Origin of the sequence: Streptomyces sp. NPDC048644, from assembly GCF_043199105.1 — a bacterium.
Classification (GTDB): Bacteria; Actinomycetota; Actinomycetes; order Streptomycetales; family Streptomycetaceae; genus Streptomyces.
On record NZ_JBICVO010000001.1, the window covers coordinates 124,539 to 148,116 of the forward strand.

The following is a 23,578-nucleotide window of genomic DNA, read 5'->3' on the forward strand; positions in this document are numbered from 1 at the left end:
CCCGACCGCCTCCGACCCTACCTCCAATACGAGAGGTACGTGACATTGACAGGAGCCGCTTCAGCACGCTCACCCGACGGCTTCCGGCCGGGTCGCACGACGCCCCCGGAGTCACGTGGAGTACCGGGGGCGAGCGGGGCTTGAGAGGGGTGCGGCCGGCGTCCGGCGGCGGCCCCAGGGGGGCCGACGGGAGCACGGCGGCCGGTCAGCCGTCGTTGCGCGGGACGTCAGCCGACCATGCCGTCGGCCAGTTCCTCGGTGAGATTCGACTCGGTGCCGGGGATCCCGAGGTCCTGGGCCCGCTTGTCGGCCATCGCCAGCAGCCGGCGGATCCGGCCCGCGACCGCGTCCTTGGTGAGCGGCGGGTCGGCGAGCGCGCCCAGTTCCTCCAGCGAAGCCTGCTTGTGTTCCATCCGCAGCCGGCCGGCCGCCGCGAGGTGCTCGGGGACCTCTTCGCCGAGGATCTCCAGGGCCCGCTGGACCCGGGCGCCGGCGGCGACCGCGGCGCGGGCCGAGCGGCGGAGGTTGGCGTCGTCGAAGTTGGCGAGGCGGTTGGCGGTGGCGCGGACCTCGCGGCGCATCCGCCGCTCCTCCCAGGCGAGCACCGATTCATGGGCGCCGAGGCGGGTCAACAGGGCGCCGATCGCGTCACCGTCCCGGACGACGACGCGGTCCACGCCGCGGACCTCGCGGGCCTTGGCGCCGATGCCGAGCCGACGGGCCGCGCCGACCAGGGCGAGCGCGGCCTCGGGGCCGGGGCAGGTGACCTCAAGAGAGGAGGAGCGGCCCGGCTCGGTCAGCGAGCCGTGCGCCAGGAACGCGCCGCGCCAGGCCGCTTCGGCGTCGCAGGTCGCGCCGGACACCACCTGCGGGGGCAGCCCGCGGATGGGACGGCCGCGGCCGTCCACCAGGCCGGTCTGCCGGGCGAGCTGGTCGCCGCCCGCCACCACACGGACGACGTAGCGGCTGCCGCGCCGCAGGCCGCCGGGGGCCATCACCACCAGGTCGGACGAGTGCCCGAAGATCTCCAGGATGTCCTTGCGGAGCCGACGGGCCGCGATGCCGGTGTCCAGCTCCGCCTCGATCACGATGCGTCCGCTCACCAGGTGCAGACCGCCCGCGAACCGCAGGATCGACGAGACCTCCGACTTCCGGCAGCAGGTCCGGGTGACGGGGAGCCGGGAGATTTCATCCTTCACCGCTGCCGTCATCGCCATGGGCCGATCCTTCCATGCATCCGAAAAATACGGTCGTACGCGGCGGCCAGCAGCTCGGGGTCGTGCCTGGCGGAGGCGCCGCCGGCCGTCGGCCGGGAGGCGTCGCCCTGTGCGGCGACCGCCGCCAGCTCGACCTCGCTGCCGACGAGCTGCTTGGCGGCAGTCGTCAGCCCTTCGATGTCGGGCACGGCAGCCTGGTCGGCCAGCACCACGTCGAAGGCGAGTTTAGGGGCGTGTCGGGCCAAAACCTCCAAATGACGCTGCGGTGAGAAGCCATCGGTTTCGCCGGGTTGCGGCGCGAGGTTGAGCGAGAGGACCTTCCTGGCCTTGGTCTCCTCCAGCGCCTCGCGCAGTTCGGGCACCAGAAGGTGCGGGATGACGGAGGAGAACCAGGAGCCGGGGCCCAGCACCACCCAGTCGGCGTCGCGGACCGCGGCGACCACCTCGGGGACGGCCGGCGGGTCCTCGGGGACGACATGCACGGACTGCACCTCGCCGCGGGTGAGCGCGACCGTGGCCTGGCCGCGGACCGTGGCGACCTCATCGGGGCGGCCCTTGTGGTGGCCCTTGACCTGAGCCTGGAGTTCCAGTGGCACAGCCGACATGGGCAGCACCCGGCCGTGCGCGCCGAGCAGCTTGCCGACCAGGTCCAGGGCCTGGACGTGGTCGCCGAGCTGTTCCCACAGGGCGACGATCAGCAGGTTGCCGACGGCGTGGCCGTGCAGCTCGCCGCTGCTCTGGAAGCGGTGCTGGATCACCCGCGACCAGGTCTGGCCCCAGTCGTCGTCACCGCACAGGGCCGCCAGCGCCTTGCGCAGGTCACCGGGCGGCAGGACGCCCAGTTCGTCGCGGAGCCGGCCGCTGGAGCCGCCGTCGTCGGCGACCGTGACGACGGCGGTGAGGTCACCGGTGATCCGGCGCAGCGCGGCCAGCGAGGCGGACAGGCCCATGCCGCCGCCGAGCGCCACCACCTTGGGGGTGGCGCCCTTGTTCGAGCGGCTGCCGGGTACCAGCTTGCGGACCCGGCGCAGCCGCAGTGCCCGGCCGGTCACTCGCGCCCCATGTCGCGGTGGACGGTGACGGTTTCCACCCCTTCGGAGACCAGCCTGCGGGCCAGCTTCTCGGACATGGCGACGCTGCGGTGCTTGCCGCCCGTGCAGCCGACGGCGATGGTCACGTAGCGCTTGCCCTCGCGGCGGTAGCCATCGGCGACGATGCGCAGCAGCTCGGCGTAGCCGTCCAGGAACTCCTTGGAGCCGGACTGGTTGAAGACGTAGTCGGAGACCTCTTCGTTCAGGCCGGTGAAGGGGCGCAGTTCGGGAACCCAGTGCGGGTTGGGGATGAAGCGGCAGTCGATGACCATGTCGGCGTCGACCGGCAGGCCGTACTTGAAGCCGAACGACATGACCGTGGCGCGCAGTTCGGGGACCTCTTCGCCGGCGAACTGGGCGTCCATCTTGGCGCGGAGTTCATGGACGTTGAGGCTGGAGGTGTCGATCACCAGGTCGGTGTCGCCGCGGAGTTCGCGCAGCAGGTCGCGTTCGGCGGCGATGCCGTCGACGATGCGGCCGTCCCCCTGGAGGGGGTGCGGGCGGCGGACCGATTCGAAGCGGCGGACCAGTGCCTCGTCGGACGACTCCAGGAAGACGATCCGGCGCTTGACGTTCTGCGCGTCGAGGGTGGCCAGCGATTCCTTGAGGTTGTCGAAGAAGCGGCGGCCCCGGACGTCCACGACGACCGCGATCTTCGCGACGTTGCCCTGTGAGCGGGCGCCCAGTTCCACCATCGGGGGGATCAGTTCGGGCGGGATGTTGTCGACGACGAACCAGCCGAGGTCCTCCAGGCACTTGGCCGCGGTGCTCCGGCCCGCCCCGGACATACCCGAGATGATCACCAGCTCGGGGATCGCGGCGCTCTCGCCCTGGTCGGACTCGCGCATCATGCCCGTACTCACCTGTGCACCGTCTCTTTCGGATTCCTGCGCTTCGTGCGGTGTACTCATCTGTCCTGCCCCCGTTCCGATGACAACGCGGCCGGTGCGGCCCCGTCATCTTCAATGATCTCTCCTGTGGCGGTGTTCACGGCGGGGCCGGCCGGTGCGGCGCCGGCCAGCGCCGCGAGGACCGTCTCCGCGGTCTTGCGGCCGACGCCGGGGACCTCGCAGATCTCGTCGACGGTCGCGGCCCGCAGCTTCTTGAGCGAGCCGAAATGCTTCAGCAGCGCCTGGCGGCGGCTCTCGCCGAGCCCGGCGACCTCGTCCAGGGGCGAGGACTTGAGCCGTTTGCCGCGCTTGTTGCGCTGGTAGCCGATGGCGAAGCGGTGGGCCTCGTCGCGTACCCGCTGGAGGAGGTAGAGGCCCTCGCTGGAGCGCGGCAGGACGACCGGGTCGTCGTCATCGGGCAGCCAGACCTCTTCGAGGCGCTTGGCGAGGCCGCAGACGGCGACGTCGTCGATGCCCAGCTCGTCCAGGGCCCGGCGGGCGGCGGCCACCTGCGGGGCGCCGCCGTCGACGACCACGAGCTGGGGCGGGTAGGCGAAGCGCTTGGGGCGGCCGTCGTCGTCGGTGGGGCGGCCGGCCATGGGGGCGGGCTCCATGGTGGCGACCGCCGCCCGGTCGACGGCGCCGGCCTCGCCGTTGCCGTCCGCCGGTGCGCCGGTGTCCGCGGCGGGTTCCTCCGTCCACTCCCCCGACTTCTGCTTCTCCTGGAGGTAGCGCTTGAAGCGGCGGCCGATGACCTCGTGCATGGACCGGACGTCGTCCTGGCCCTCGAAGGTCTTGATCTGGAAGCGGCGGTATTCGCTCTTCCGGGCGAGGCCGTCCTCGAACACCACCATCGAGGCGACGACGTCCTCGCCCTGGAGGTGGGAGATGTCGAAGCACTCGATGCGCAGCGGTACGGACTCCAGGCCGAGTGCTTCGGCGATCTCCTCCAGGGCCCGGGAGCGGGTGGTCAGGTCGGATGCCCGCTTGGTCTTGTGCAGTCCCAGGGCCTGTTGGGCGTTGCGCCCGACGGTGGCCATCAGGTCCTTCTTGTCGCCGCGCTGCGGAATGCGCAGCGAGACCTGGGAGCCGCGGCGGTGCGAGAGCCACTGCTGGACCGGCTCTGCGGGCTCGGGCAGCGCCGGGACCAGCACCTCCTTGGGTACCGCGTCGCCCTGCTCCTCGCCGTAGAGCTGCTGGAGGGCGTGTTCGACCAGTCCTGCGGTGGTGACGGCCTCGACCTTGTCGGTGACCCAGCCGCGCTGGCCGCGGACCCGGCCGCCGCGGACGTGGAAGATCTGGACGGCGGCCTCGAGTTCGTCCTCGGCGACGGCGATCAGGTCGGCGTCGGTGGCGTCGGCGAGCACCACGGCGCTCTTCTCCATCGCCCGTTTGAGCGCCACTATGTCGTCGCGCAGCCGGGCGGCGCGTTCGTACTCCATCTCCTCGGCGGCTTCCTGCATCTTGCGCTCCAGGCGGCGGATGTAGGCGCCGGTGCGCCCGGACATGAAGTCGCAGAAATCCTCGGCGAGTTCGCGGTGCTCCTGGGCGGAGATCCGCTCGACGCAGGGTGCGGAGCACTTGCCGATGTAGCCGAGCAGGCAGGGGCGGCCGATCTGCGCGGAACGCTTGAAGACGCCTGCCGAGCAGGTGCGTACGGGGAAGACGCGGAGCATCAGGTCGACGGTCTCGCGGATGGCCCAGGCGTGGCCGTAGGGGCCGAAGTAGCGCACGCCCTTCTTCTTGGCGCCGCGCATGACCTGGACGCGGGGGAACTCTTCGTTGAGCGTCACCGCGAGGTACGGATAGCTCTTGTCGTCGCGGTACTTGACGTTGAAGCGCGGGTCGAACTCCTTGATCCAGCTGTATTCCAGCTGGAGCGCCTCGACCTCGGTGGAGACGACGGTCCATTCCACCGAGGCGGCGGTGGTGACCATCGTGCGGGTACGGGGGTGGAGGCCGGCCAGGTCCTGGAAGTAGTTGGCCAGGCGCTGGCGCAGGCTCTTGGCCTTGCCGACGTAGATGACCCGGCCGTGCTCGTCGCGGAATTTATAGACCCCCGGCGAGTCGGGGATCTGTCCCGGCTTGGGTCGGTAGCTGCTGGGGTCTGCCATGACCACCACCCTACTGACCGCCACTGACAATCAGCGGGTCCGTTCGGGACTGCCCGCGACCGCGCGGGCGGGCGCGGTCGCGGGCGGGTGGTCCGCAGGGGCCGGGGCCCGGCGTCGTCGGCGGGCCGGGGCCCCTGCGTGTCGGCGCGCGGCCCGCGGAGCGTGTGCCGTCCGGCTGCGGGGAGGCGGACGGCCGGCGCACGCTTCGCGGGCCGCCCGTTCAGCGGCGGCGCCGGCGGCGCAGCGCCGCGGTGCCGGAGAGGCCCAGGGCGAGCACGGCGGCCAGGCCGGCGACGGCCGATGCCGCGGCCACCGGGGTGTTGTCCTCCTCCGCTGCGGTGGTCACCGTCCGGGTGCCGGGGTTCTCCTTGCCGGGGGCGGCTCCGCCGGCCTCGCCGAAGCCGCCCGCCTCGCCGCGCTTGTCGTAGGCGGAGCCGGGGAGCTTGTCGCCGTACGCCTTGGAGACCCGCTCCTGGTAGGCGGCGACGGTGGTGCCGTGCGCGCCGACGGCCTTGACCGCCTCGGCGTCCAGCGGCTGGACGCGGTCGCCGTGCTGGACGTACCAGGCGTCGATCTGCGGTTCGTGGAAGACGGTGCCGCCCTTGGCGGTCCTGGCTCCGGCCGCGGCGTAGCGGGTCTCGTCGTCGCCGGTGGCGATGTTGACGACCTTCCAGGTGGTGCCCTGCCTGACGGTCCACACCGATGCCTTGCGGCCGTCGGACGCGACGGCCTTGCTGGCGAGGAATTCCAGTTCGGCGACCGGTGCGCCGGACTTGCCGCGGACGAAGTCGGGCGAGAGGGCGTAGACCGGGACGGTGGCGCCCTCGATGCGCGGGGCGGCCCGGGAGGTGGTGAGGGCGCCGTCCCTGGCGAAGAACCGGGAGAGGGTGGCGAGCGTCGCGGGGGCGGCGGCGGCTTCGTGGGCGGCGGTGACGCTCGTGGCGGCCGGTGCCTTCGGGGGCGCGGGGGTCTCGGCGGCCCAGGACATCTGCGGGGCGAGGCCGGTCAGCAGGGTGGCGAGCGTGCCGGCCGCGGCAGCGCGTACGACGGTGCGGTGCGTCATGGCCTCAGGCTCCTATCCGGTAGAGGGAGTGGGTCCAGGAGAACTCGCTGCCGTTGATGTAGTACTGGTAATCGCCCCAGTTGTAGCGGCTGTTGGAGGGCCACGGGTCGCCCCAGTAGACCCAGTTGTCGGCGGTGTCGTAGCCGTAGATGACGTGCATGTGGCCGCCGCCGGACGACCACTGGATACGGGTCTCGACGGGCCGCTTGGCGTTGATCTCGTTCTGCACGGTGTTGTAGTTGAGGTACCCGGAGACGTAGTTGCCGGGGTTGATGCCCATCCAGTCGAACGCGTTCTGGACGTTGCCGAGGGTGGCCTGGTCGTTCGGGCAGTCGCCGTTCTGCTGGCGCTGGAACGCGGCGTTGCAGAACTGGTTCTGGCTGTAGTTCTTGCCGTACCAGGCGGCGATGGTGTTGCCGGAGCCGGCCCAGCACCAGTTGGAGTTCTCCTGGGCCTGCATCGAGATGTCGAGGCGGTTGGCGGCGCGCGGCGCGGGGGCGGCCGTGCCGGTGTGCGCGGGGGCCGCTGAAGGTGCGGCGGGGGCCGCTGTGGCGGTCGTGGCGGGGAGCGCGGTCAGTGCCGCGGCGGCCAGCGCTACGGCCGGCAGCCATCTGCGGCGCGCGCGGCGGGTGAAGGGGGCACGGTGCATGGCGTTCCTCCCGAACGAGGGGGGTGAGCGGTGGAGGAGCGCATCCGGATGCTGATGAGGAGCATCGGGTGTTGTCGGAGGCAGGTCAACACGCTTCAATGCGGGGTGACATGGGGGTGTGGACGCAGGGGCCCGGGTGTGAACGGCCGGTGCCCGGCGTACTGCAGTGAACAGGCGGGGAGAGCGCGCGGCGTGCGATCCGGTTGTGAACGTTCACCTGCGCGCCGGAGGGTTGAGGACATGGCACAGAACACTCCCGAGTCGGCCGAGCTGGAGCAGCTGTTGCGGACCGGGCCCTTCCATCTGGCGCTGCGGAGCGCGCTGACCGCCCGGGGCCTGGCGCTCCACCGCGTCCAGCACAAGCTCGCGCAGCGCGGCATCAGCGTCGGGGTGACCAGCCTCAGCTACTGGCAGCAGGGCGCGCGGCGGCCCCAGCGCCCCGAATCGCTGCGCGCGGTGCGTGCCCTGGAGGAGGTCCTCGACCTGCCGGCGCGCTCCCTGCACCGGCTGCTGGTGCCCGAGGGCGGTGCGCGCCAGGAGGCGGAGCGGCCGGTCGCCCGCTCATACCGCACGCTGGTGGAGCCGGCCGAGGCGCTGCGGCAGCTGTTCGCCGAGCTGGAGACCCCGGCGGACGACGGGCTGCACACCGTCGGGCACCACGAACGCGTCCGCATCGGGCCGCGCCGTGAGCTGAGCGAACGCGAATCGCTCCAGGTGGTGCGCGCCCACCGGGACGGCGTCGACCGGTACGTCGCCATCCATCGCGGCGAGGCGGGCTGCGACCCGTCACGGGTGACGGTGCGGGCGGCGGAGAACTGCCGGCTGGGGCGGGTGCGCGGGGACGCGGCGACCGGCGTGGTGGTCGCCGAGCTGCTGTTCGACGCCCGGCTGCGGGCCGGTGACACCCATGTCTTCGGCTACGTCTTCGAGGACGGCAGCGGCGGCCCGAGCAGCGAGTACCTCCGCGGCTTCCGCTTCGCCGGCGGGCAGTACGTCCTCCAGGTGCGGTTCGACGAGACCGCGCTCCCGGTGCGGTGCCGCCGCTTCACCCAGGTCTCGGCGGGCGCGCCGCGCAGCGGCAGACAGGAGCTGACGCTGAACGGGCGGCACCGTGCCGTCCACCTGGTGGAGCAGGGGGTGCGCCCCGGGATCCTGGGGATCGGGTGGGACTGGGGGTGACGCGGCAGCGGTCTCGGGTGCCGGTCCGCGCGGCTCAGCCCGCGATCAGCTTGCCGCCCTTGGCCTTGACCGGCACCTCGGGCAGCGGCTCGGTGGCCGGGCCCTGGAGGACCTTGCCCGTGGTGACGTCGAAGCGGCTGCCGTGGCAGGGGCAGTGGCCCTCTTCCTTCTCCACCTCGGTCAGGACGCAGCCGGCGTGCGTGCACTTGGCGCTGAAGCACTTGAACTCGCCCTTGGCGGGCTGCGAGACGACCAGCCGGTCCTCGCGGTAGAGCTTGGCGCCGCCGACCGGGACGTCGGCCGCGGTCCCCAGGTCGACCGGTTCGGTGGGCACCGCCGACGCCTCGTTCGCACCGCCGGTGGAGCAGGCCGCCACACCGAAGCCCGCGGCCCCCACCAGCGCGGCCCCGCGCAGCACGGTTCGGCGGGCGGGGGGCTGGCTCATGGCTGCTCCAGAGATCACGGGGGGGGGTACCGGCCTCCGACGATACCGGTAGGGGTTCTTCCGCTGCCGTCCAGGCTCCGGGGCTGCGGACCTGCTCGGTGCGGGTGTGGCGGTCAGCGCTGCTGCGGGGCGATGTGGATCTTGCGCCCGGTGCCGGCGCGGAAGCGGTTAACCGCCTCGTCGAAGTCGTCCAGGCCGTGGACGTCGCTGACCAGCGGGGTGAGATCGAGCCCGGCGGTGAGCACGTCGATGGCCGGCTGGAAGCTGTTGTGCACCGCCATCGAGCCGATGATGTCGATCTCGTGGTGGTAGACGCGGTACGGCGAGAAGGAGGCGGCGCGGGCCGGGTCGGCCACGCCGAACTGGAGGAACGTTCCGCCGCGGCGCACCCGGCCCAGACCGTCCTCGATGGCGGCGATGACACCGGTCGCGTCGACGACGACCTCGAAGCCCGGAGTCCGGCCGAGCGCGGCGGCGTCGGTGACGGCCGCGTCCACGCCGAAGGACTCGGCGAAGGCCAGGCGGTCCTCGTTGAGGTCCACGACGGAGACCGAGGCGGCGCCCGCGGTCCGCACCAGGGCGGCCATCATCAGGCCCATGGTGCCCGCGCCGTAGATCAGGTAGTGCTCCCCGGGGCGGCGCGGCAGGCGGTTGAGGCCGTGCACCGCGCAGGACAGCGGCTCGACGAGTCCGGCGGCGGCCTCGGGGAGGTCGTCGGGCAGCGGGTAGCAGCAGCTCGCGGGGACGGCGACCAGCTCGGCGAAGCCGCCGTCGCGGGTGACACCGACGGCGCTGTAGTCCTCGCAGAGGTTGCCGCGCCCGATGCGGCAGTAATGGCAGGCGCCGCACGGCATGTTGGGGTCGACGGCGACCCGGGTGCCGACGGGCGGCCCCGCCGCCGCTTCGCCCACCGCCACGACCCGGCCGGTCAGTTCGTGTCCGGGGACCAACGGGTAGCGGGCGGCGGGGAGTTCGCCGCCGAGCAGGTGCATGTCCGTGCCGCACAGGCCGCAGGACGTGACACGCACGACGACCTCTTGGGGGCCGGGCCGTGGGTCGGGCAGTTCGGTGACGGCGGTGCTGCCGGGCTTGCCCGGTTCGGTGACCACGAGAGCGCGCATCGGCGCCTCCTCACGACGTCGTGCGGGTGCGATGCCGGGAAGGTAGCTTGCGCGTAAACGCTTGCGCAAGCGTTTGCGTCTGCGCTGTGATGGACCTCTTCGGCGCCGCACCGCGCGGGACGCGCAGCGGCAGGAAGGGGGAAGCGGATGACCACGATGGCCGATGTGGCACGGCGCGCGGGGGTGTCCGTCGCCACCGTCTCGCACGTGCTCAACGACACCAGGCCGGTCCGCCCCGGCACCCGGGCGGCGGTGCTCGGCGCCATCGACGAGCTGGGCTACACGCACAACACCCTCGCCCGCTCCCTGGTCACCGCCCGCACCCGCTCGATCGGCCTGGCCGTCTCCGCGATCAGCAACCCCTACTTCACCGAGATCCTCCAGGGAGTCGAGGCAAGCGCCCTGGAGGCGGGCTACAGCCTGCTGATCGCCGACCCGCACGACGATCCGGTCCATGAGCGCAAGGTCGTCCAACTGCTGCACGAGCGGCGGGTGGACGGCATGATCGTCGCGCCGTCCGCCGAGCCGTCGGAGATGACCGGCTATCTGGCGAGGCGGTCGGTGCCCACCGTCTTCCTGGACCGGCTGGTGGGCGACGACCACGACCAGGTGTGCGCGGAGAACACCGGCCCGGTACGCCAACTCGTCGAGCATCTCGCCGAGTTGGGGCACACCCGGATCGGCCTGGTGGCCGGCCTCCCGGGGCTGAGCACGACCACCGAACGCGTCCGGGGCTACCGCGAGGGCCTGCGCGCCCGCGGGCTGCCGTTCGCGCCCGGACTGCTGGCCGGCGGCAACTCCGAGGCGGAGGGCGCCGAGCGGGCCACCCATCAGCTGCTGGCCGCGCCCGAACCGCCCACCGCCGTGATCACCGCCAACAACGCGATGACCATCGGCGCCCTGCGCGCACTGGCCGCGCGCGGCCTCCAGGTACCCCGCGACATCGCGCTGGCCTGTTTCGACGACTTCTCCTGGGCCGACCTGTTCGCGCCGCGCCTGACCGCCGTCGCGCAGCCCAGCAAGGACATCGGGGCCGGCGCGGTCCGGCTGCTGCTGGAGCGGCTGGCGGACCCGGCCCGGCCGCCGCGCACCCTCCGTCTCCCCTGCACGCTGGTGCACCGCACCTCCTGCGGCTGTCCCGCCACAGGTCCCGCGGACCGGCACCCGCTCTCCCCGTCACCGGCCCCGGCCACGCCCCCGGCCGCGCAGGAAAGGAACCGCACCCCGTGATCGTTGTCGCCGGCGAAGCCCTGATCGACCTCGTACCCGGCCCGCAGGACCCGCCCCCGGGGGACGGGCTGCCCGCGCTGCTCCCCCGGCGCGGCGGCGGTCCCTACAACACCGCCGTCGCGCTCAGCCGGCTGGGCTCGGACGCCGCCTTCTGCTCGCGGGTCTCGACCGACACGTTCGGCGAGGCGCTCCTGGACGGGCTGCGCACGGCAGACGTGCGCACCTCGCTGGTGCAGCGCGGCGCCGAGCCGACCACGCTGGCCGTGGCGGACATCAGTCCGGACGGCTCGGCGGGCTACGGCTTCTACGTGGAGGGCACCGCCGACCGCCTGTTCGCCCTGCCGCCCGCCCTGCCCGATGAGGCCCGCGCGCTCTCGCTCGGCACCTGTTCGCTGGTGCTGGAGCCGGGCGCGAGCGCGTACGAGGCGCTGCTGCGGCGGGAGTCAGGGCGCGGGGTGTTCACCGCGCTCGATCCGAACATCCGGGCCGGTCTGATCGCGGATCCGGCCGCCTACCGCGCCCGCTTCGCGTCCTGGCTGCCGCATGTGACGCTGCTGAAGCTCTCGGAGGAGGACGCGCTCTGGCTCGCGGACGGCGAAGCGCAGGAGCCGGGCCCGGGGAGTTCGGGCGCCGGGGGCGCGGACACCGCCGGGGCGCTCGACGCGGCCATCGGCCGGTGGCTGGCGGCGGGCCCCGCGGCGATCGTCCTGACCCGCGGCGGCGACGGGCTGAGCGTGCTGACACCGGGGGGCGGCGAGGTGACGGTACCCGGCGAGCGGGTCGAGGTGGTCGACACGATCGGCGCGGGCGACACCGTCAACGCGGCCCTGCTGCACCGGCTCGCCGCCCACGGCGCCCTCTCGCACACCGCCGTGACGTCCCTCCGGCCCGACGACTGGCGCGACATCCTCGGCTTCGCCGCCCGCGCCGCCGCCGCCACCTGCTCCCGCGCGGGCGCGGAGCCGCCGTACGCGGCGGAGTTGGCGGGGCGCTAGGCCACGTCCGATGGGGCGCCGCGACCCGGGCGCGTATCGGGCACGCGCCCCGGCTCGCGGCGGGTGCCCGACCGCCGCACGGCGAACGGGCCGCCGCCCCTGACACCCTGATCCATCGGATCAGGGGTGCGGGGGCGGCGGCCCGTTCCGGTGGCGCCGGCCGTGGGATCAGGAGGCCCGGCGGGCCCTGCTCGCCGTCTTCTTGGCCGCCGTCTTCTTGGCGGCCACGGCCTTCTTGACAGCGGGCTTCTTCGTCGCCGCGGCCTTCTTGGCGGCCGGCTTCTTCGCCGGCTTGCCCGAGGAGGCGGCATCGCTGACGCGGTCGCCGAGGATGTCCCGCAGGAACTTGCCGGTGTGGCTGGCCGGGACCGAGGCGATCTCCTCGGGAGTGCCCTCGGCGACGATCAGCCCGCCGCCGTTGCCCCCCTCGGGGCCCATGTCCACGACCCAGTCCGCGGTCTTGATCACGTCGAGGTTGTGCTCGATGACGATCACCGAGTTGCCCTTGTCGACCAGCCCCGACAGCACCTTGATCAGCTTGCTGATGTCGTCGAAGTGCAGGCCGGTGGTCGGCTCGTCCAGGACGTAGACCGTCCGCCCGGTGGAGCGCTTCTGCAGCTCGCTGGCCAGCTTGACGCGCTGCGCCTCGCCGCCGGAGAGCGTCGGTGCGGACTGCCCCAGGCGGACGTAGCCGAGGCCGACCTCGTGGAGCGTCTTGAGGTGACGGGAGATGGTGGGCACCGCCTCGAAGAAGTCGAGCGCCTCCTCGATGGGCATGTCCAGCACCTCGGCGATGGACTTGCCCTTGTAGTGCACCTCCAGCGTCTCGCGGTTGTAGCGCGCGCCGTGGCAGACCTCGCACGGGACGTACACGTCCGGCAGGAAGTTCATCTCGATCTTGATCGTGCCGTCGCCCGAGCAGTTCTCGCAGCGACCGCCCTTGACGTTGAAGGAGAAGCGCCCCGGCAGGTAGCCGCGGACCTTGGCCTCCATCGTCTCCGCGAACAGCTTGCGGACGTGGTCGAAGACGCCGGTGTAGGTGGCCGGGTTGGACCGCGGCGTCCGGCCGATCGGCGACTGGTCGACGTGCACGACCTTGTCGACCAGGTCGTCGCCGTCCACCCGGGTGTGCCGGCCCGGCACGGACTTGGCGCCGTTCAGCTCGCGCGCCAGGTGCGTGTAGAGGATGTCGTTGACGAGCGTCGACTTGCCGGAGCCCGAGACGCCCGTGACGGCGGTCAGCACCCCGAGCGGGAAGGAAGCCTCGATGTCCTGGAGGTTGTTCTCCTTCGCGCCGTGCACCGTCAGCTGCCTGGCGGGGTCGGCGGGCCGGCGGATCTCCGGCGTCGCGATGGCCTTCCTGCCGGACAGGTACTGGCCGGTGACCGACTCCTTGTTGGTCAGCAGCTCCTTCATCGGGCCGCTGTGCACCACCTTGCCGCCGTGCTCGCCGGCGCCGGGGCCGATGTCCACCACCCAGTCCGCGACCTTGATGGTGTCCTCGTCGTGCTCCACCACGATCAGGGTGTTGCCCATGTCGCGCAGCCGCACCAGCGTCTCGATCAGCCGGTGGTTGTCGCGCTGGTGCAGGCCGATCGACGGCTCGTCCAGGACGTACAGGACGCCCACCAGGCCGGAGCCGATCTGGGTGGCGAGCCGGATGCGCTGGGCCTCACCGCCGGAGAGGGTGCCCGCCGCGCGGTTCAGCGAGAGGTAGTCGAGGCCGACGTCGACCAGGAACTTCAGCCGCTCGTTGACCTCCTTGAGGACACGTTCGGCGATCTTCTTCTCGCGGGTGTCGAGCTTCATGTCCCGCAGGAAGTCGGCGCAGTCGCTGATCGACATGGCCGAGACCTCGGCGATCGACTTCTGCTGGACCGTGACCGCGAGCACGATGGGCTTGAGGCGGGTGCCCTCACACGTCGGGCAGGGCACCTCGCGCATGTAGCCCTCGAAGCGCTCCCTGCTGCTGTCGCTTTCCGCCTCGCTGTGCCGCCGCTTGATGAACGGCACGGCGCCCTCGAACGGGGTGGTGTAGGCCCGCTCGCGGCCGTAGCGGTTGCGGTAGCGGACCTCGATCTGGGTCCGGTGGCCGTGCAGCAGCGCCTTCTTGGCGCGCTGCGGCAGCCCGGCCCACGGGATGTCCGTACGGAAGCCCAGCGCGTCGGCGAGGGCGCCGACCAGGCGGCCGAAGTAGTCCTTGGTGTGGCCGTGCGACCAGGGGTGGATCGCGCCCTCGTCGAGCGACCTGTCCTCGTCGGGGATGATCAGGTCGGGGTCGACCTCCATGCGGGTGCCGATGCCGGTGCAGTCCGGGCAGGCGCCGAAGGGCGAGTTGAAGGAGAAGGAGCGGGGCTCCATCTCCTCGAACGAGAGGTCGTCGTAGGCGCAGTACAGGTGCTCGGAGTACATCCGCTCGCGCTGCGGGTCGTCCGCGTCCAGGTCGACGAAGTCGAGGATGACCATGCCGCCGGAGAGCCCGAGTGCGGTCTCCACGGAGTCGGTCAGCCGGCGCTTGGCGCTGTCCTTGACCGTGAGGCGGTCGACGACCACCTCGATGGTGTGCTTCTCCTGCTTCTTCAGCTTCGGCGGTTCGGAGAGCTGGATCGTCTCGCCGTCGACCCGCGCCCTGCTGTAGCCCTTGGTCTGGAGGTCGGAGAAGAGGTCGACGAACTCGCCCTTGCGCTCCCGCACCAGCGGGGAGAGCACCTGGAAGCGGCTGCCCTCGGGCAGTTCGAGTACCTTGTCGACGATGGCCTGCGGCGACTGCCTGGCGATGGGGCGACCGCACTCGGGGCAGTGCGGCTTTCCGATGCGCGCGAAGAGCAGCCGGAGGTAGTCGTAGACCTCGGTGATCGTGCCGACCGTGGAACGCGGGTTGCGGGACGTCGACTTCTGGTCGATCGAGACCGCGGGGGACAGGCCCTCGATGAAGTCCACATCGGGCTTGTCCATCTGCCCGAGGAACTGCCGGGCGTAGGAGGAGAGCGACTCGACATAGCGCCGCTGCCCCTCGGCGAAGATCGTGTCGAAGGCGAGCGAGGACTTGCCCGACCCGGAGAGCCCCGTGAAGACGATGAGGGAGTCGCGGGGGAGGTCGAGCGAGACGTTGCGGAGGTTGTGCTCGCGAGCGCCACGGACGATGAGACGGTCGGCCACGCCGGTCGGCACCTTTCTGGAGGGGGGCGGGAGCCGCGGAGATCGCATCCGCCGCTCGGTGGATGAGCAGAGGCGGCGGAGCGGAGCGGAGCGGAGCCCCTGCCCCAGGGTATGGGGACCGCCACGGCACTGTCTTAGTGATGCCACACACGAGCCTATAGCACGCGCATTCGATTTACGGCGGACGTCTGCCCGCTTCACTCAAACGTGTGGCGGCGCCGGATCCTTCCCCGCCTCGCCCCAGCGCCGACCCCCGCCACTCCCCCGCAGGTCAGCGCCGTCGGCCACCGGTCCGGCTCACCGCAGGACGGGCAGCGCCCGCTCCAGCGCGTCGAAGGTCCGTTCCAGCGCCTCCGCATAGTCAACGGCCACCGCGTCCACCGGGTCACCGTCGAGCTGCCTGGCCAGCGCTTCCGCGTAGACGGCACGCCACCCGCCCACGATCAGCGCGGCGGACAGCCGGGGCTCCGGACCGTCGTCGCCGGACGCCCGTGCCAGCTCCGCGGCGAGCAGACCTTCGAGCTCCTCGATGGCCTCGCGCCCGCGCGCCCGCAGCGCCGAGGATTCGACCACGGTGCGCCAGAAGTGCGCGAAGCCCTCCCCCACCCCCGCCAGCGGATGCCGCTCCGCCAGCAGGTCACGCCCGAGCCGGCGCAGCGCGTCGAGCGGCGTCTCGTCCGGACCGCGCCCGCGGATCGCGCGGACGATCAGCTCACCGGCCTCCGGGATCCGGTCGAGGAAGAGATCCTCTTTGCGGGGGAAGTAGTTGAAGACCGTCATCGTGGAGACCTCGGCGGCGCGGGCGATCTCCGCGACGGTGACCTGATCGAAGCCGCGCTCGATGAAGAGCCGGGTCGCCTCGCCGGAGATCCGCTGCCGGGTCCGCCGCTTCTTGCGCTCACGCAGAGTCAGCCCGCCCTCACCCGCACCGTCGGCACCTTCGCCCACCGCGCCAACTCCCGCACCGTTCACGCCCGTCACACCTTCCGCACCACTCGCGCCTCCCATGGCCAAAATTTTAGCCGCGATATTTTTTTAGTGACTACACTCTTCTCTCATGGCACATGATGACGCGGACGTGATCGTGGCAGGAGGCGGCCCCGTGGGGCTGATGCTGGCCTGCGAACTCGCACTGGCAGAGGTGAAGGTCGTCGTCCTGGAACGGCTGACCGAAGTGGATACGACGATCAAAGCGGGGTCGATCAACACCCCGAGCGCCTCGGCGCTCTACCGGCGCGGACTGCTGCCCGCCCTGGCTGAGCTGCAGCGCGAGGCCCTGGAAGGGTTCCAGGCGTTCCTGCGGCAGCGGGACCTGACGGCCCCGGAGACACAACCTTCCCCACCGCCCCGGTTCGCCGGGCACTTCGCGGGCATCATGCTGCGCGGCGACCTGCTGGACACGGACGACCCTGAGCTGACGTCCGCCGGCCCCGTCGACACCATCGGCATGGTGCCGCAGGCCGCCCTGGAACAGCTGCTCGCCGAGCACGCGGGCGCCCTCGGCGTCACCGTGCGCCGCGGGGTGGAACTGACCGGCTTCGACGCCGGAGCGGACGGCGTGACCGTACGCACCACCGACGGCGAGCTGCGCGCCGGCTGGCTGGTCGGCTGCGACGGCGGACGCAGTACGGTCCGCAGGCTCGCCGGCTTCCCGTTCCCCGGCACGGCCCCCGAGATCACCGGCCATCAGGCGATCGTGGAGATGACCGGCTCCGAAGCGCTGGGAATCGGCTGGAACCGGACGGACACCGGCACGTACGCGCATGGCCCGTTCCCCGGCCGAATCCTCACCGTCGAGTTCGACGGACCGCCGGCGGACCGCGAAGCACCCGTCACCGCCGAGGAGTTGCAGAACTCCTTGCGGTACACGTCCGGTGTGGACGTCACCGTCACCACGGTGCATTCGGCCACCCGCTTCACCGACAACGCCCGCCAGGTGCCCGACTACCGGAAGGGCAGGGTGCTGCTCGCCGGCGACGCCGCGCACGTGCACGCCCCGTTCGGCGGGCAGGGGCTGAACCTCGGCATCGGGGACGCCGTGAACCTCGGCTGGAAGCTGGCCGCGACGATCCACGGTCGGGCGCCGGACGGCCTGTTGGACAGCTACACCGCCGAACGCCACCCGATCGGCGCCTGGGCCCTGGAGTGGACGCGCGCCCAAGTGGCCCTGATGCGCCCGGAACCGCACACCCACGCCCTGCGGAACATCATCGCCGAGCTGTCCGGCACGGTCACCGCCACCACCTTCTTCGCCAAGAAGATCTCCGGCGTCCAGCAGCGCTACGACCTGCCCGGCACCCATCCACTGACCGGCCGCAGCGCCCCCGACCTGCTGCTGGCCGACGGCAGCAGGCTCGGCGACCTGCTGCACTCCGGCTGCGCCCTGCTGCTCGATCTCACGGACGACGCCGACCTGCGCAAGCGCGCCGCGGGCTACCAGGACCGGGTGCGGGTCCTGACGGCCTCCTGCCAGGAACGACCGGCGCTCGCCGGGCTGTTGATACGCCCCGACGGCTGCACGGCGTGGGCCGCGGACCGGACCGACGGAACGCGGGAAGCGGGCGGCGCCACCGCCGTTGACGGTTCCCCCGACACGCTGGACGGTCTCGACGACGCGCTGCGCCGCTGGTTCGGGGCGCCCGACGACGCCGCGGCCTGAGACCTGGGCGGGGCGGCGACGGGGGTGCCGCCCCGCCCAGTGGGTCTCCCGAAGTCGCCGCCGCGGCGCTAGCTTCGGAACATGACCGATACCGCGCCTGACTTCGCGCACGATTTGGCAGCCGTCCAGGGAGCCACCGACCGGTTCCTGGACTCCGTCGGCACACTCGACGACGCAGCGATCGGTGAACCCTCCCTGCTCCCCGACTGGACCCGCGGCCACCTCCTGGCCCACATCGCGCGCAACGCGGACGCCCTCGTCAAGCTCCTCACCTCGGCCCGCACCGGCGTCCCCACCCCCATGTACGTCAGCGCGACGGCCCGCGGCGCCGACATCGAACGGGACGCCGGGCGTCCGCTGGCCGCGCATCTGGACGACCTGCGGGAGAGCGCCGACCGGTTCGACGCCGCGGCACGGGCGCTGCCGCCCGGACGCCGGGACGCCCGGGTCGAGATGCGCAACGGCGTGATCGAGCGGGCCGACCGGCTGCTGCTGCGCCGGCTGGGCGAGGTGGAACTGCACCACGTCGACCTGGGCGTCGGCTACACCCTCGACCGGCTGCCCACCGCGTTCGTCGGCGCCCAGCTGAACTTCCTCGCCACGGTGAAGTTCGCGGGGCGGGCGGACCTGCCCGCGCTGGAGCTGCGGACGGACGACGGCAGGCAGTGGCGCACCGGTGCGGAGGGCGGCACACCGGTGGTGGTGTCGGGTCCTGCGCCGGCGCTGCTCGGCTGGCTCGCCGGGCGCGGCGACGGGCGTGCGCTGGACAGCCACGGCAGCGCGCTGCCCGCCGTCCCGCCGTTCTAAGCTGATCTCATGGGCTACAGCGGAGCAGTGAAGGTCGGCGGACCGGCCGACGTGCACGAATTGACCGACCTGATGATCTCGAAGGTCGCGGTCGGCCCGACGAACAACAACGCCTACGTACTGCGGTGCCGGGCGACCGATGAGCAGTTGCTGATCGACGCGGCGGCCGAGCCGCACACCCTTCTCTCCCTGATCGGCGACAGCGGCATCGGGTCCGTGGTGACCACGCACCGGCACGCCGACCACTGGGGCGCACTGCGCGAGGTGGTCGATGCGACGGGGGCGCGGACATACGCGGGACGGTACGACGCGGAGGGCATCCCGGTCCCCACGGACGTACTCGTCGAGGACGGCGACACGGTGACCGTCGGCCACGTCGAGCTGACCGCCCGCCACCTCGTCGGCCACACCCCGGGCAGCATCGCGCTGGTCTACGACGACCCGCACGGCGCCCCGCATCTGTTCACCGGGGACTGCCTGTTCCCCGGCGGCGTCGGCAACACCTGGGGCAGCGCCGAGAACTTCAGCAGTCTGATCGACGGCGTCCAGGCCAAGCTCTTCGATCAGCTGCCGGACGAGACCTGGGTCTACCCGGGGCACGGCAACGACACCACGCTCGGCACGGAGCGACCGCACCTCGCGGAGTGGCGCGAGCGCGGCTGGTAACACCAGCGGGCACACGTCGGGTCGCGCTCCCAGGAGGAGCGCGACCCGACGTCCGTTCGGGCGGCGGGCCCGCCTGCCGCGGACCCGGCCGTCAGACGCCCGCGCGGTCCTTGGACTCCGCCTCGGCCGTCAGCTTCCTGGACGCGCGCAGGCTGGTGATCGTGGTGACGACCAGCACGGCGCAGATGACGCCCAGCGAGACCGGAATGCTGATCTCCGGGACGGCCACCCCGGACTCGTGCAGCGCGTGCAGCACCAGCTTCACGCCGATGAAGCCGAGGATCACCGACAGGCCGTACGAGAGGTGGACCAGCTTCTTGAGCAGGCCGCCGATCAGGAAGTACAGCTGCCGCAGCCCCATCAGGGCAAAGGCGTTGGCGGTGAAGACGATGTACGGGTCCTGGGTCAGGCCGAAGATCGCCGGGATGGAATCCAGCGCGAAGAGGACGTCGGTGGTGCCGATCGCCAGCATGACGATCAGCATCGGCGTCATCAGACGCTTGCCGTTCTCGACGATGAACAGCTTGGTCCCGTGATACTTGTCGGTCGACGGGAAGCGCTTCTCGACGGCCTTGAGGAAGCGGTTCTCCTCGAACTCCTCGTCCTTCTCCTCGGCACGGGCTTCCTTGATCAGCTTCCACGCGGTCCAGATGAGGAACGCGCCGAATATGTAGAACACCCAGGAGAAGTTGGCGATGATCGCGGCGCCCGCAGCGATGAAGCCGGCCCGCAGCACGAGCGCGATCAGCACACCGACCATCAGCACACGCTGCTGATAGATCGTCGGCACCGCGAACTTGGCCATGATCAGGACGAAGACGAAGAGGTTGTCGACGCTCAGCGACTTCTCGGTGATGAAGCCGGCGAAGAACTCGCCCGCGGGGCCACCGCCGGCGAACAGCAGCAGCCCGAGCCCGAAGAGCGCGGCCAGCGCGATCCAGACGCCGGTCCAGATACCGGCCTCCTTGAGGGAGACCTCGTGCGGTTTGCGTCCGCCGATGAAGAAATCGGCGGCGATCAGGGCGCAGAGACCAAGGATGGTCAACACCCACAGGTTCAGGGAAACGTCCACTGCTCCTCCGGCAGAGTCGTACGGCACTTACAGCGTCGTCGCTGCCGGAGGTCTCTTCCACCCGGGACCGCGATTACGGTCGCTGCGCCGGGCCGACGTCCCGGGATCTCGTCACACTCGGAATCCGTGATGACGGGTACGTCGTGGCAGGAATACTCCCCTCCGCACATCAGAGAGTAAAGGAATACCAAGGAATAGTAAAGGGAAATACAAAGCTGCAGGTGGGGATGGTCAGGGGAGAGCCTGAGGGCGGCCTCGGACGGAGCCTGCGGGTCAGCCGCGGCCGTCGCGCCGGGCCTCGGCGAGCCGCCCGAGCACCTGGCGCACCACCTGGCTCCCACGCGGTGCGAGCGGCGGTTCGTACGTCCAGGCATGCCCGACCCACGGATCGGCGAGGTGGGCGTCGGGAACCGGCGTGATCCGCAGCAGCGCCCGCCACAGGGGATCCAGCACGGGACCGAACTCCCGTGTCTGGGCGCGGTCGGCGACCATCATCAGGTGCACGCCGACCGCAGGACCTTCGTCGGCCAGGTAGCGGAGCCGGTTGACCGCACGGTCATCGAAACCGTGCGGGAAGTCGTGCACGATCAGCAGCTGCTCCGCGGTGTCCAGATCGGCGGGCAGGGCGTCCGCGGCACGGCTGCGCACGGCCATCTGGACGAGATCCACCCGTCGCGTGAGGGCCTCCAGGACCGCGGCCACCCCGCCGGCCCCGGGCTCCGGTGCCGCGCCCAGTGAGCCCGTCTCCCGCAAGGGCGCCAGCGCGGGCGCCGCGGTCCCTCCCGGATCGATGACCTGGACCGAGAACGCGCCCGCGGGGTGGACGGCGAGCAGCCGCGCCGCGACCGCCACCGCGGTGTTCATGGCCAGGCGGCGGCGCTCGGCCTCGTCGAGCGGCCCGTCCGTGAGCGCGCTGCCCAGCTCGCGGCGGGCGAACTCGCGCTCCGGGTCGTGACCGCCGCGGAGCGCCACCGCGCCGCCGCTGTCAATCCACAGGCCGCGTTCCAGGGGCAGCCGGACCAGCATCGGGATCCGCAGCTCCGCGGCCTCCGGAAGGTGCAGATCGCCCAGCCGCAGCGCCATCGGACGCTCCAGGGGTACGTGGTAGCCCTGCCAGACGGGGCTGCTCCAGGCGGCGTAGGCAGGCGGCAGGGCGGGCTCGACGACGTCCGATTCGGCGGCGAGCTGCGCGAGGTCCCGGTCGAGGGCGGCGCGGGCCCGGCCGACCAGTTGGGCGTGCCGGTCACGGGCCGCCGTCCGGGCGGCGTCGGCTGCGGCGCCGATGCGGTTGCGCGGGTCGGCGAGGACGGTGTCCAGCTCCTGGTCCCTGCGGGACTCGGCGAAGTCGACGGCGCTGCGGTAGGCGGCGACCGTCCGCGCCAGGTCCTCGAACATGCCCCAGACCTGGTTGTAGAGCCGTTCGTCCATGCTCCAGCCGGCCGCGTCACCGGCCACCGGGGTGGGCGGCTCCTCCGGGGCGTGCGCCGCCTCGGGAGCCGCGGCGGGCTGCGCCCGGACGCCCGGGGCGGGCAGCGGCGCGGGGGCGGGGCGGCGCTTCGGGTGGCGGTAGTCGATCGGGCCGCCCCTGGTGCCTGAGTCGGAGCCTTCACCGGGGCCCGGCCGGTCCTTCGCGGGAGCGTCCGGGGACACCGCGCCCAGGGCCGAGGAAGCCACGTTGTCCGAGGAGGTCTCCCGGGCAGGAGGCGCGTCGCCGTCCGGGAGGCTGCCCGGGGCGCCGGGCCGGCGTTCCTCGCCGACGGCACCGCCGTGCAGCGCCGATGGCGCGGCGGGCGGCGCGGTCGTGGCCGGCGGTGCGGGCGGGGCGGGCGCCCGCCCCGTGCCTGCCGCCTCTTCGACCGCCGCGGCCAGTTCCGCGGCCAGCGGCGCCCCCAGCCCCTGGTCGTGCAGCAGGGCGGCGAGCCCGTCGATGTAGCCCTGCCCCACCGCCCGCACCTTCCAGGCGCCCTGCCTGCGGTACAGCTCGATCGCGACCACGGCGGTCTCGGCGCCGAGACCGGTGAGGGCGTACGCGGCGATGCCGGTGCCGTCGAGGCCCGTGACGGCGACGGAGGGAGCGGCGGCGGCACCGAATCCGGCGGGCCCGCCTGCCCCCGGGGACAGTGAGAGCAGGACGCTGACCCGGTGCACGGTGGCGGGCAGCGCTTCCAGGTCCACCACCACGCGCTGCTCGGCCGCCGCCCGGCGGGGCACGTCGACACCGCTGCGCGACGGCGCCCCGGGGTGGGCGACCGCGTCGGCGCCGGACAGCCTGCCCCGCTCGTCCCCGAGCGTGGCCCCGGCCACGACGGGCCCGTCGGCCGTGATCCGGATCTCGACGCGGGTGTGGCCCAGCGGGTGGTTCTGCCCACGGACCAGCTCGGCCGTCATCGTTCGTCCCCCTGGGTCTCGTCCCGCCTCATGAGCCGCCCGGCCAGGCCCCGCGGGCGCCGGGCAAGGCCGGGCCGCGCGGTGCTTACAGGTGCGGCAGGATCGCCGGCACGACGTCCTGGAAGGTACGGCCGTTGGAGGGCTCGCCGATGGCCGTCATCTGCCAGCCGGATCCCACACGGTGCACCTTGGACATGATCTGCGCCGTGTAGTCGCCGCCGCCGGTGAGGGTGTAGCGGGCCAGCTCCTGGCCGTTGGTCTCGTCGACCAGTCGGCAGAAGGCGTCCTCCACCTCGGTGAACGTCTGCCCGGTGAAGGAGTTGACGGTGAACACGATCTGGTCGATGTGCACCGGAACCCGCGCCAGGTCGACCAGGATCGCCTCGTCGTCACCGCCCTGTCCGGCGCCGCCGACGACGTTGTCGCCGGTGTGGCGCACCGAGCCGTCGTCGCTGACGAGGTGCCGGAAGAAGACCACGTCGATGGGGTTCTTGTCGGCGAACAACACCGCGGACGCATCCAGATCGATCTCGCGGGTGCGGCGCCCGAAGAGCCCCCGGCGCGGCGCCGACCGCCACCCCAGCCCCATCCGCACCGCGGTCAGGGTGCCCCCGTCCGCCTTCGCCAGACTGATGCCCTGTCCCTTGGACAAATTGACCGACACGCCGTCCCCTCTCTGTACTGTCCCGCTCTCCCCGTCGCCTCTCCGGCGGCCCTGCCGACCCTACGCAGGAGCCCGGTCCAGGGCCGCACCCACCCCGCGTTCTGTGGCGTTTCTGCGACATGCGCGCGGACGCGGGTGCGGCGTCCACGGGACCATGGCAGGGGCGTTC

The 23,578-nt window shown here is 72.2% G+C and carries 19 protein-coding genes; 6 read left to right on the forward strand and 13 right to left on the reverse strand.

The window, feature by feature from the left end; all coding sequences use genetic code 11:
• Positions 1 to 227: 227 nt before the first annotated feature.
• From whiA to ACGFNI_RS00640, 6 genes are all read right to left on the reverse strand, one after another.
• Positions 228 to 1,217: a DNA-binding protein WhiA gene (gene whiA / locus ACGFNI_RS00615; protein ID WP_030282946.1), complete on the reverse strand. Its 990-nt coding sequence runs from the start codon at positions 1,215 to 1,217 to the stop codon at positions 228 to 230.
• Complete coding sequence (yvcK, locus tag ACGFNI_RS00620) at positions 1,208 to 2,269, reverse strand: uridine diphosphate-N-acetylglucosamine-binding protein YvcK (protein ID WP_393679250.1); 1,062 nt, start codon at positions 2,267 to 2,269, stop codon at positions 1,208 to 1,210. Before yvcK ends, whiA begins: the two co-directional genes overlap by 10 nt.
• The gene (rapZ, locus tag ACGFNI_RS00625) at positions 2,266 to 3,219 is read right to left on the reverse strand and encodes an RNase adapter RapZ (protein ID WP_393679252.1); all 954 of its coding nucleotides are present in this window, start codon (positions 3,217 to 3,219) and stop codon (positions 2,266 to 2,268) included. Before rapZ ends, yvcK begins: the two co-directional genes overlap by 4 nt.
• On the reverse strand, positions 3,216 to 5,312 hold the full coding sequence (uvrC, locus tag ACGFNI_RS00630) for an excinuclease ABC subunit UvrC (RefSeq protein WP_393679253.1): 2,097 nt from the start codon (positions 5,310 to 5,312) through the stop codon (positions 3,216 to 3,218). The genes rapZ and uvrC overlap by 4 nt, the downstream gene beginning before the upstream one ends.
• Before the next feature lie 220 nt (positions 5,313 to 5,532).
• Positions 5,533 to 6,375, reverse strand: coding sequence for a hypothetical protein (locus tag ACGFNI_RS00635; protein WP_393679254.1), 843 nt, complete (start codon positions 6,373 to 6,375; stop codon positions 5,533 to 5,535).
• Between the two features lie 4 nt (positions 6,376 to 6,379).
• On the reverse strand, positions 6,380 to 7,024 hold the full coding sequence (locus ACGFNI_RS00640) for a papain-like cysteine protease family protein (protein ID WP_393679256.1): 645 nt from the start codon (positions 7,022 to 7,024) through the stop codon (positions 6,380 to 6,382).
• A 240-nt stretch (positions 7,025 to 7,264) separates the two neighbouring features.
• On the opposite strand from ACGFNI_RS00640, the gene ACGFNI_RS00645 reads away from it, so the two are divergent.
• Positions 7,265 to 8,203 (forward strand): hypothetical protein, encoded by a 939-nt coding sequence (locus tag ACGFNI_RS00645; RefSeq protein WP_393679258.1) that lies wholly within the window; start codon positions 7,265 to 7,267, stop codon positions 8,201 to 8,203.
• 34 nt (positions 8,204 to 8,237) lie between these two features.
• On the opposite strand, the gene ACGFNI_RS00650 is transcribed toward ACGFNI_RS00645, so the two are convergent.
• Both ACGFNI_RS00650 and ACGFNI_RS00655 read right to left on the reverse strand, forming a co-directional pair.
• The gene (locus ACGFNI_RS00650; protein ID WP_393679260.1) at positions 8,238 to 8,648 is read right to left on the reverse strand and encodes a Rieske (2Fe-2S) protein; all 411 of its coding nucleotides are present in this window, start codon (positions 8,646 to 8,648) and stop codon (positions 8,238 to 8,240) included.
• 113 nt (positions 8,649 to 8,761) lie between these two features.
• Positions 8,762 to 9,769 (reverse strand): zinc-dependent alcohol dehydrogenase family protein, encoded by a 1,008-nt coding sequence (locus ACGFNI_RS00655; protein ID WP_393679262.1) that lies wholly within the window; start codon positions 9,767 to 9,769, stop codon positions 8,762 to 8,764.
• A 147-nt stretch (positions 9,770 to 9,916) separates the two neighbouring features.
• Here ACGFNI_RS00655 and ACGFNI_RS00660 point away from each other — a divergent pair, with 147 nt between their 5' ends.
• A complete protein-coding gene (locus ACGFNI_RS00660) occupies positions 9,917 to 10,999 on the forward strand; it encodes a LacI family DNA-binding transcriptional regulator (RefSeq protein ID WP_393679264.1) in 1,083 nt (360 codons plus the stop codon).
• Positions 10,996 to 11,994 (forward strand): carbohydrate kinase, encoded by a 999-nt coding sequence (locus ACGFNI_RS00665; RefSeq protein WP_393679266.1) that lies wholly within the window; start codon positions 10,996 to 10,998, stop codon positions 11,992 to 11,994. The genes ACGFNI_RS00660 and ACGFNI_RS00665 overlap by 4 nt, the downstream gene beginning before the upstream one ends.
• Before the next feature lie 168 nt (positions 11,995 to 12,162).
• Here the strand turns inward: ACGFNI_RS00665 and uvrA are convergent, their stop codons facing one another.
• Both uvrA and ACGFNI_RS00675 read right to left on the reverse strand, forming a co-directional pair.
• Positions 12,163 to 15,153, reverse strand: a complete 2,991-nt coding sequence (uvrA, locus tag ACGFNI_RS00670) for an excinuclease ABC subunit UvrA (RefSeq protein WP_393679268.1) — start codon at positions 15,151 to 15,153, stop codon at positions 12,163 to 12,165.
• Between the two features lie 297 nt (positions 15,154 to 15,450).
• The gene (locus tag ACGFNI_RS00675; protein ID WP_393679269.1) at positions 15,451 to 16,161 is read right to left on the reverse strand and encodes a TetR/AcrR family transcriptional regulator; all 711 of its coding nucleotides are present in this window, start codon (positions 16,159 to 16,161) and stop codon (positions 15,451 to 15,453) included.
• 49 nt (positions 16,162 to 16,210) lie between these two features.
• On the opposite strand from ACGFNI_RS00675, the gene ACGFNI_RS00680 reads away from it, so the two are divergent.
• From ACGFNI_RS00680 to ACGFNI_RS00690, 3 genes are all read left to right on the forward strand, one after another.
• Complete coding sequence (locus tag ACGFNI_RS00680; protein WP_393679271.1) at positions 16,211 to 17,812, forward strand: FAD-dependent oxidoreductase; 1,602 nt, start codon at positions 16,211 to 16,213, stop codon at positions 17,810 to 17,812.
• A gap of 81 nt (positions 17,813 to 17,893) precedes the next feature.
• Positions 17,894 to 18,619 (forward strand): maleylpyruvate isomerase family mycothiol-dependent enzyme, encoded by a 726-nt coding sequence (locus ACGFNI_RS00685; RefSeq protein ID WP_393679273.1) that lies wholly within the window; start codon positions 17,894 to 17,896, stop codon positions 18,617 to 18,619.
• Positions 18,620 to 18,628: 9 nt separating this feature from the next.
• Positions 18,629 to 19,285, forward strand: a complete 657-nt coding sequence (locus ACGFNI_RS00690; protein ID WP_393679274.1) for an MBL fold metallo-hydrolase — start codon at positions 18,629 to 18,631, stop codon at positions 19,283 to 19,285.
• 91 nt (positions 19,286 to 19,376) lie between these two features.
• Here the strand turns inward: ACGFNI_RS00690 and ACGFNI_RS00695 are convergent, their stop codons facing one another.
• From ACGFNI_RS00695 to ACGFNI_RS00705, 3 genes are all read right to left on the reverse strand, one after another.
• Positions 19,377 to 20,357, reverse strand: a complete 981-nt coding sequence (locus ACGFNI_RS00695) for a TerC/Alx family metal homeostasis membrane protein (protein WP_393679276.1) — start codon at positions 20,355 to 20,357, stop codon at positions 19,377 to 19,379.
• A 273-nt stretch (positions 20,358 to 20,630) separates the two neighbouring features.
• The gene (locus ACGFNI_RS00700) at positions 20,631 to 22,745 is read right to left on the reverse strand and encodes a TerD family protein (protein ID WP_393679278.1); all 2,115 of its coding nucleotides are present in this window, start codon (positions 22,743 to 22,745) and stop codon (positions 20,631 to 20,633) included.
• Between the two features lie 85 nt (positions 22,746 to 22,830).
• Complete coding sequence (locus tag ACGFNI_RS00705) at positions 22,831 to 23,409, reverse strand: TerD family protein (protein ID WP_393679280.1); 579 nt, start codon at positions 23,407 to 23,409, stop codon at positions 22,831 to 22,833.
• Positions 23,410 to 23,578 lie beyond the last annotated feature (169 nt).

Coding starts and splice junctions, on each gene's coding strand:
- ACGFNI_RS00700 (WP_393679278.1), bottom strand. CDS start 22,745: ATGACGGCCGAGCTGGTCCGTGGGCAGAACCACCCGCTGGGCCACACC.
- ACGFNI_RS00675 (WP_393679269.1), bottom strand. CDS start 16,161: ATGGGAGGCGCGAGTGGTGCGGAAGGTGTGACGGGCGTGAACGGTGCG.
- ACGFNI_RS00635 (WP_393679254.1), bottom strand. CDS start 6,375: ATGACGCACCGCACCGTCGTACGCGCTGCCGCGGCCGGCACGCTCGCC.
- ACGFNI_RS00690 (WP_393679274.1), top strand. CDS start 18,629: ATGGGCTACAGCGGAGCAGTGAAGGTCGGCGGACCGGCCGACGTGCAC.
- rapZ (WP_393679252.1), bottom strand. CDS start 3,219: ATGAGTACACCGCACGAAGCGCAGGAATCCGAAAGAGACGGTGCACAG.
- ACGFNI_RS00650 (WP_393679260.1), bottom strand. CDS start 8,648: ATGAGCCAGCCCCCCGCCCGCCGAACCGTGCTGCGCGGGGCCGCGCTG.
- uvrC (WP_393679253.1), bottom strand. CDS start 5,312: ATGGCAGACCCCAGCAGCTACCGACCCAAGCCGGGACAGATCCCCGAC.
- ACGFNI_RS00660 (WP_393679264.1), top strand. CDS start 9,917: ATGACCACGATGGCCGATGTGGCACGGCGCGCGGGGGTGTCCGTCGCC.
- ACGFNI_RS00640 (WP_393679256.1), bottom strand. CDS start 7,024: ATGCACCGTGCCCCCTTCACCCGCCGCGCGCGCCGCAGATGGCTGCCG.
- whiA (WP_030282946.1), bottom strand. CDS start 1,217: ATGGCGATGACGGCAGCGGTGAAGGATGAAATCTCCCGGCTCCCCGTC.
- ACGFNI_RS00680 (WP_393679271.1), top strand. CDS start 16,211: ATGGCACATGATGACGCGGACGTGATCGTGGCAGGAGGCGGCCCCGTG.
- ACGFNI_RS00655 (WP_393679262.1), bottom strand. CDS start 9,769: ATGCGCGCTCTCGTGGTCACCGAACCGGGCAAGCCCGGCAGCACCGCC.
- ACGFNI_RS00685 (WP_393679273.1), top strand. CDS start 17,894: ATGACCGATACCGCGCCTGACTTCGCGCACGATTTGGCAGCCGTCCAG.
- ACGFNI_RS00645 (WP_393679258.1), top strand. CDS start 7,265: ATGGCACAGAACACTCCCGAGTCGGCCGAGCTGGAGCAGCTGTTGCGG.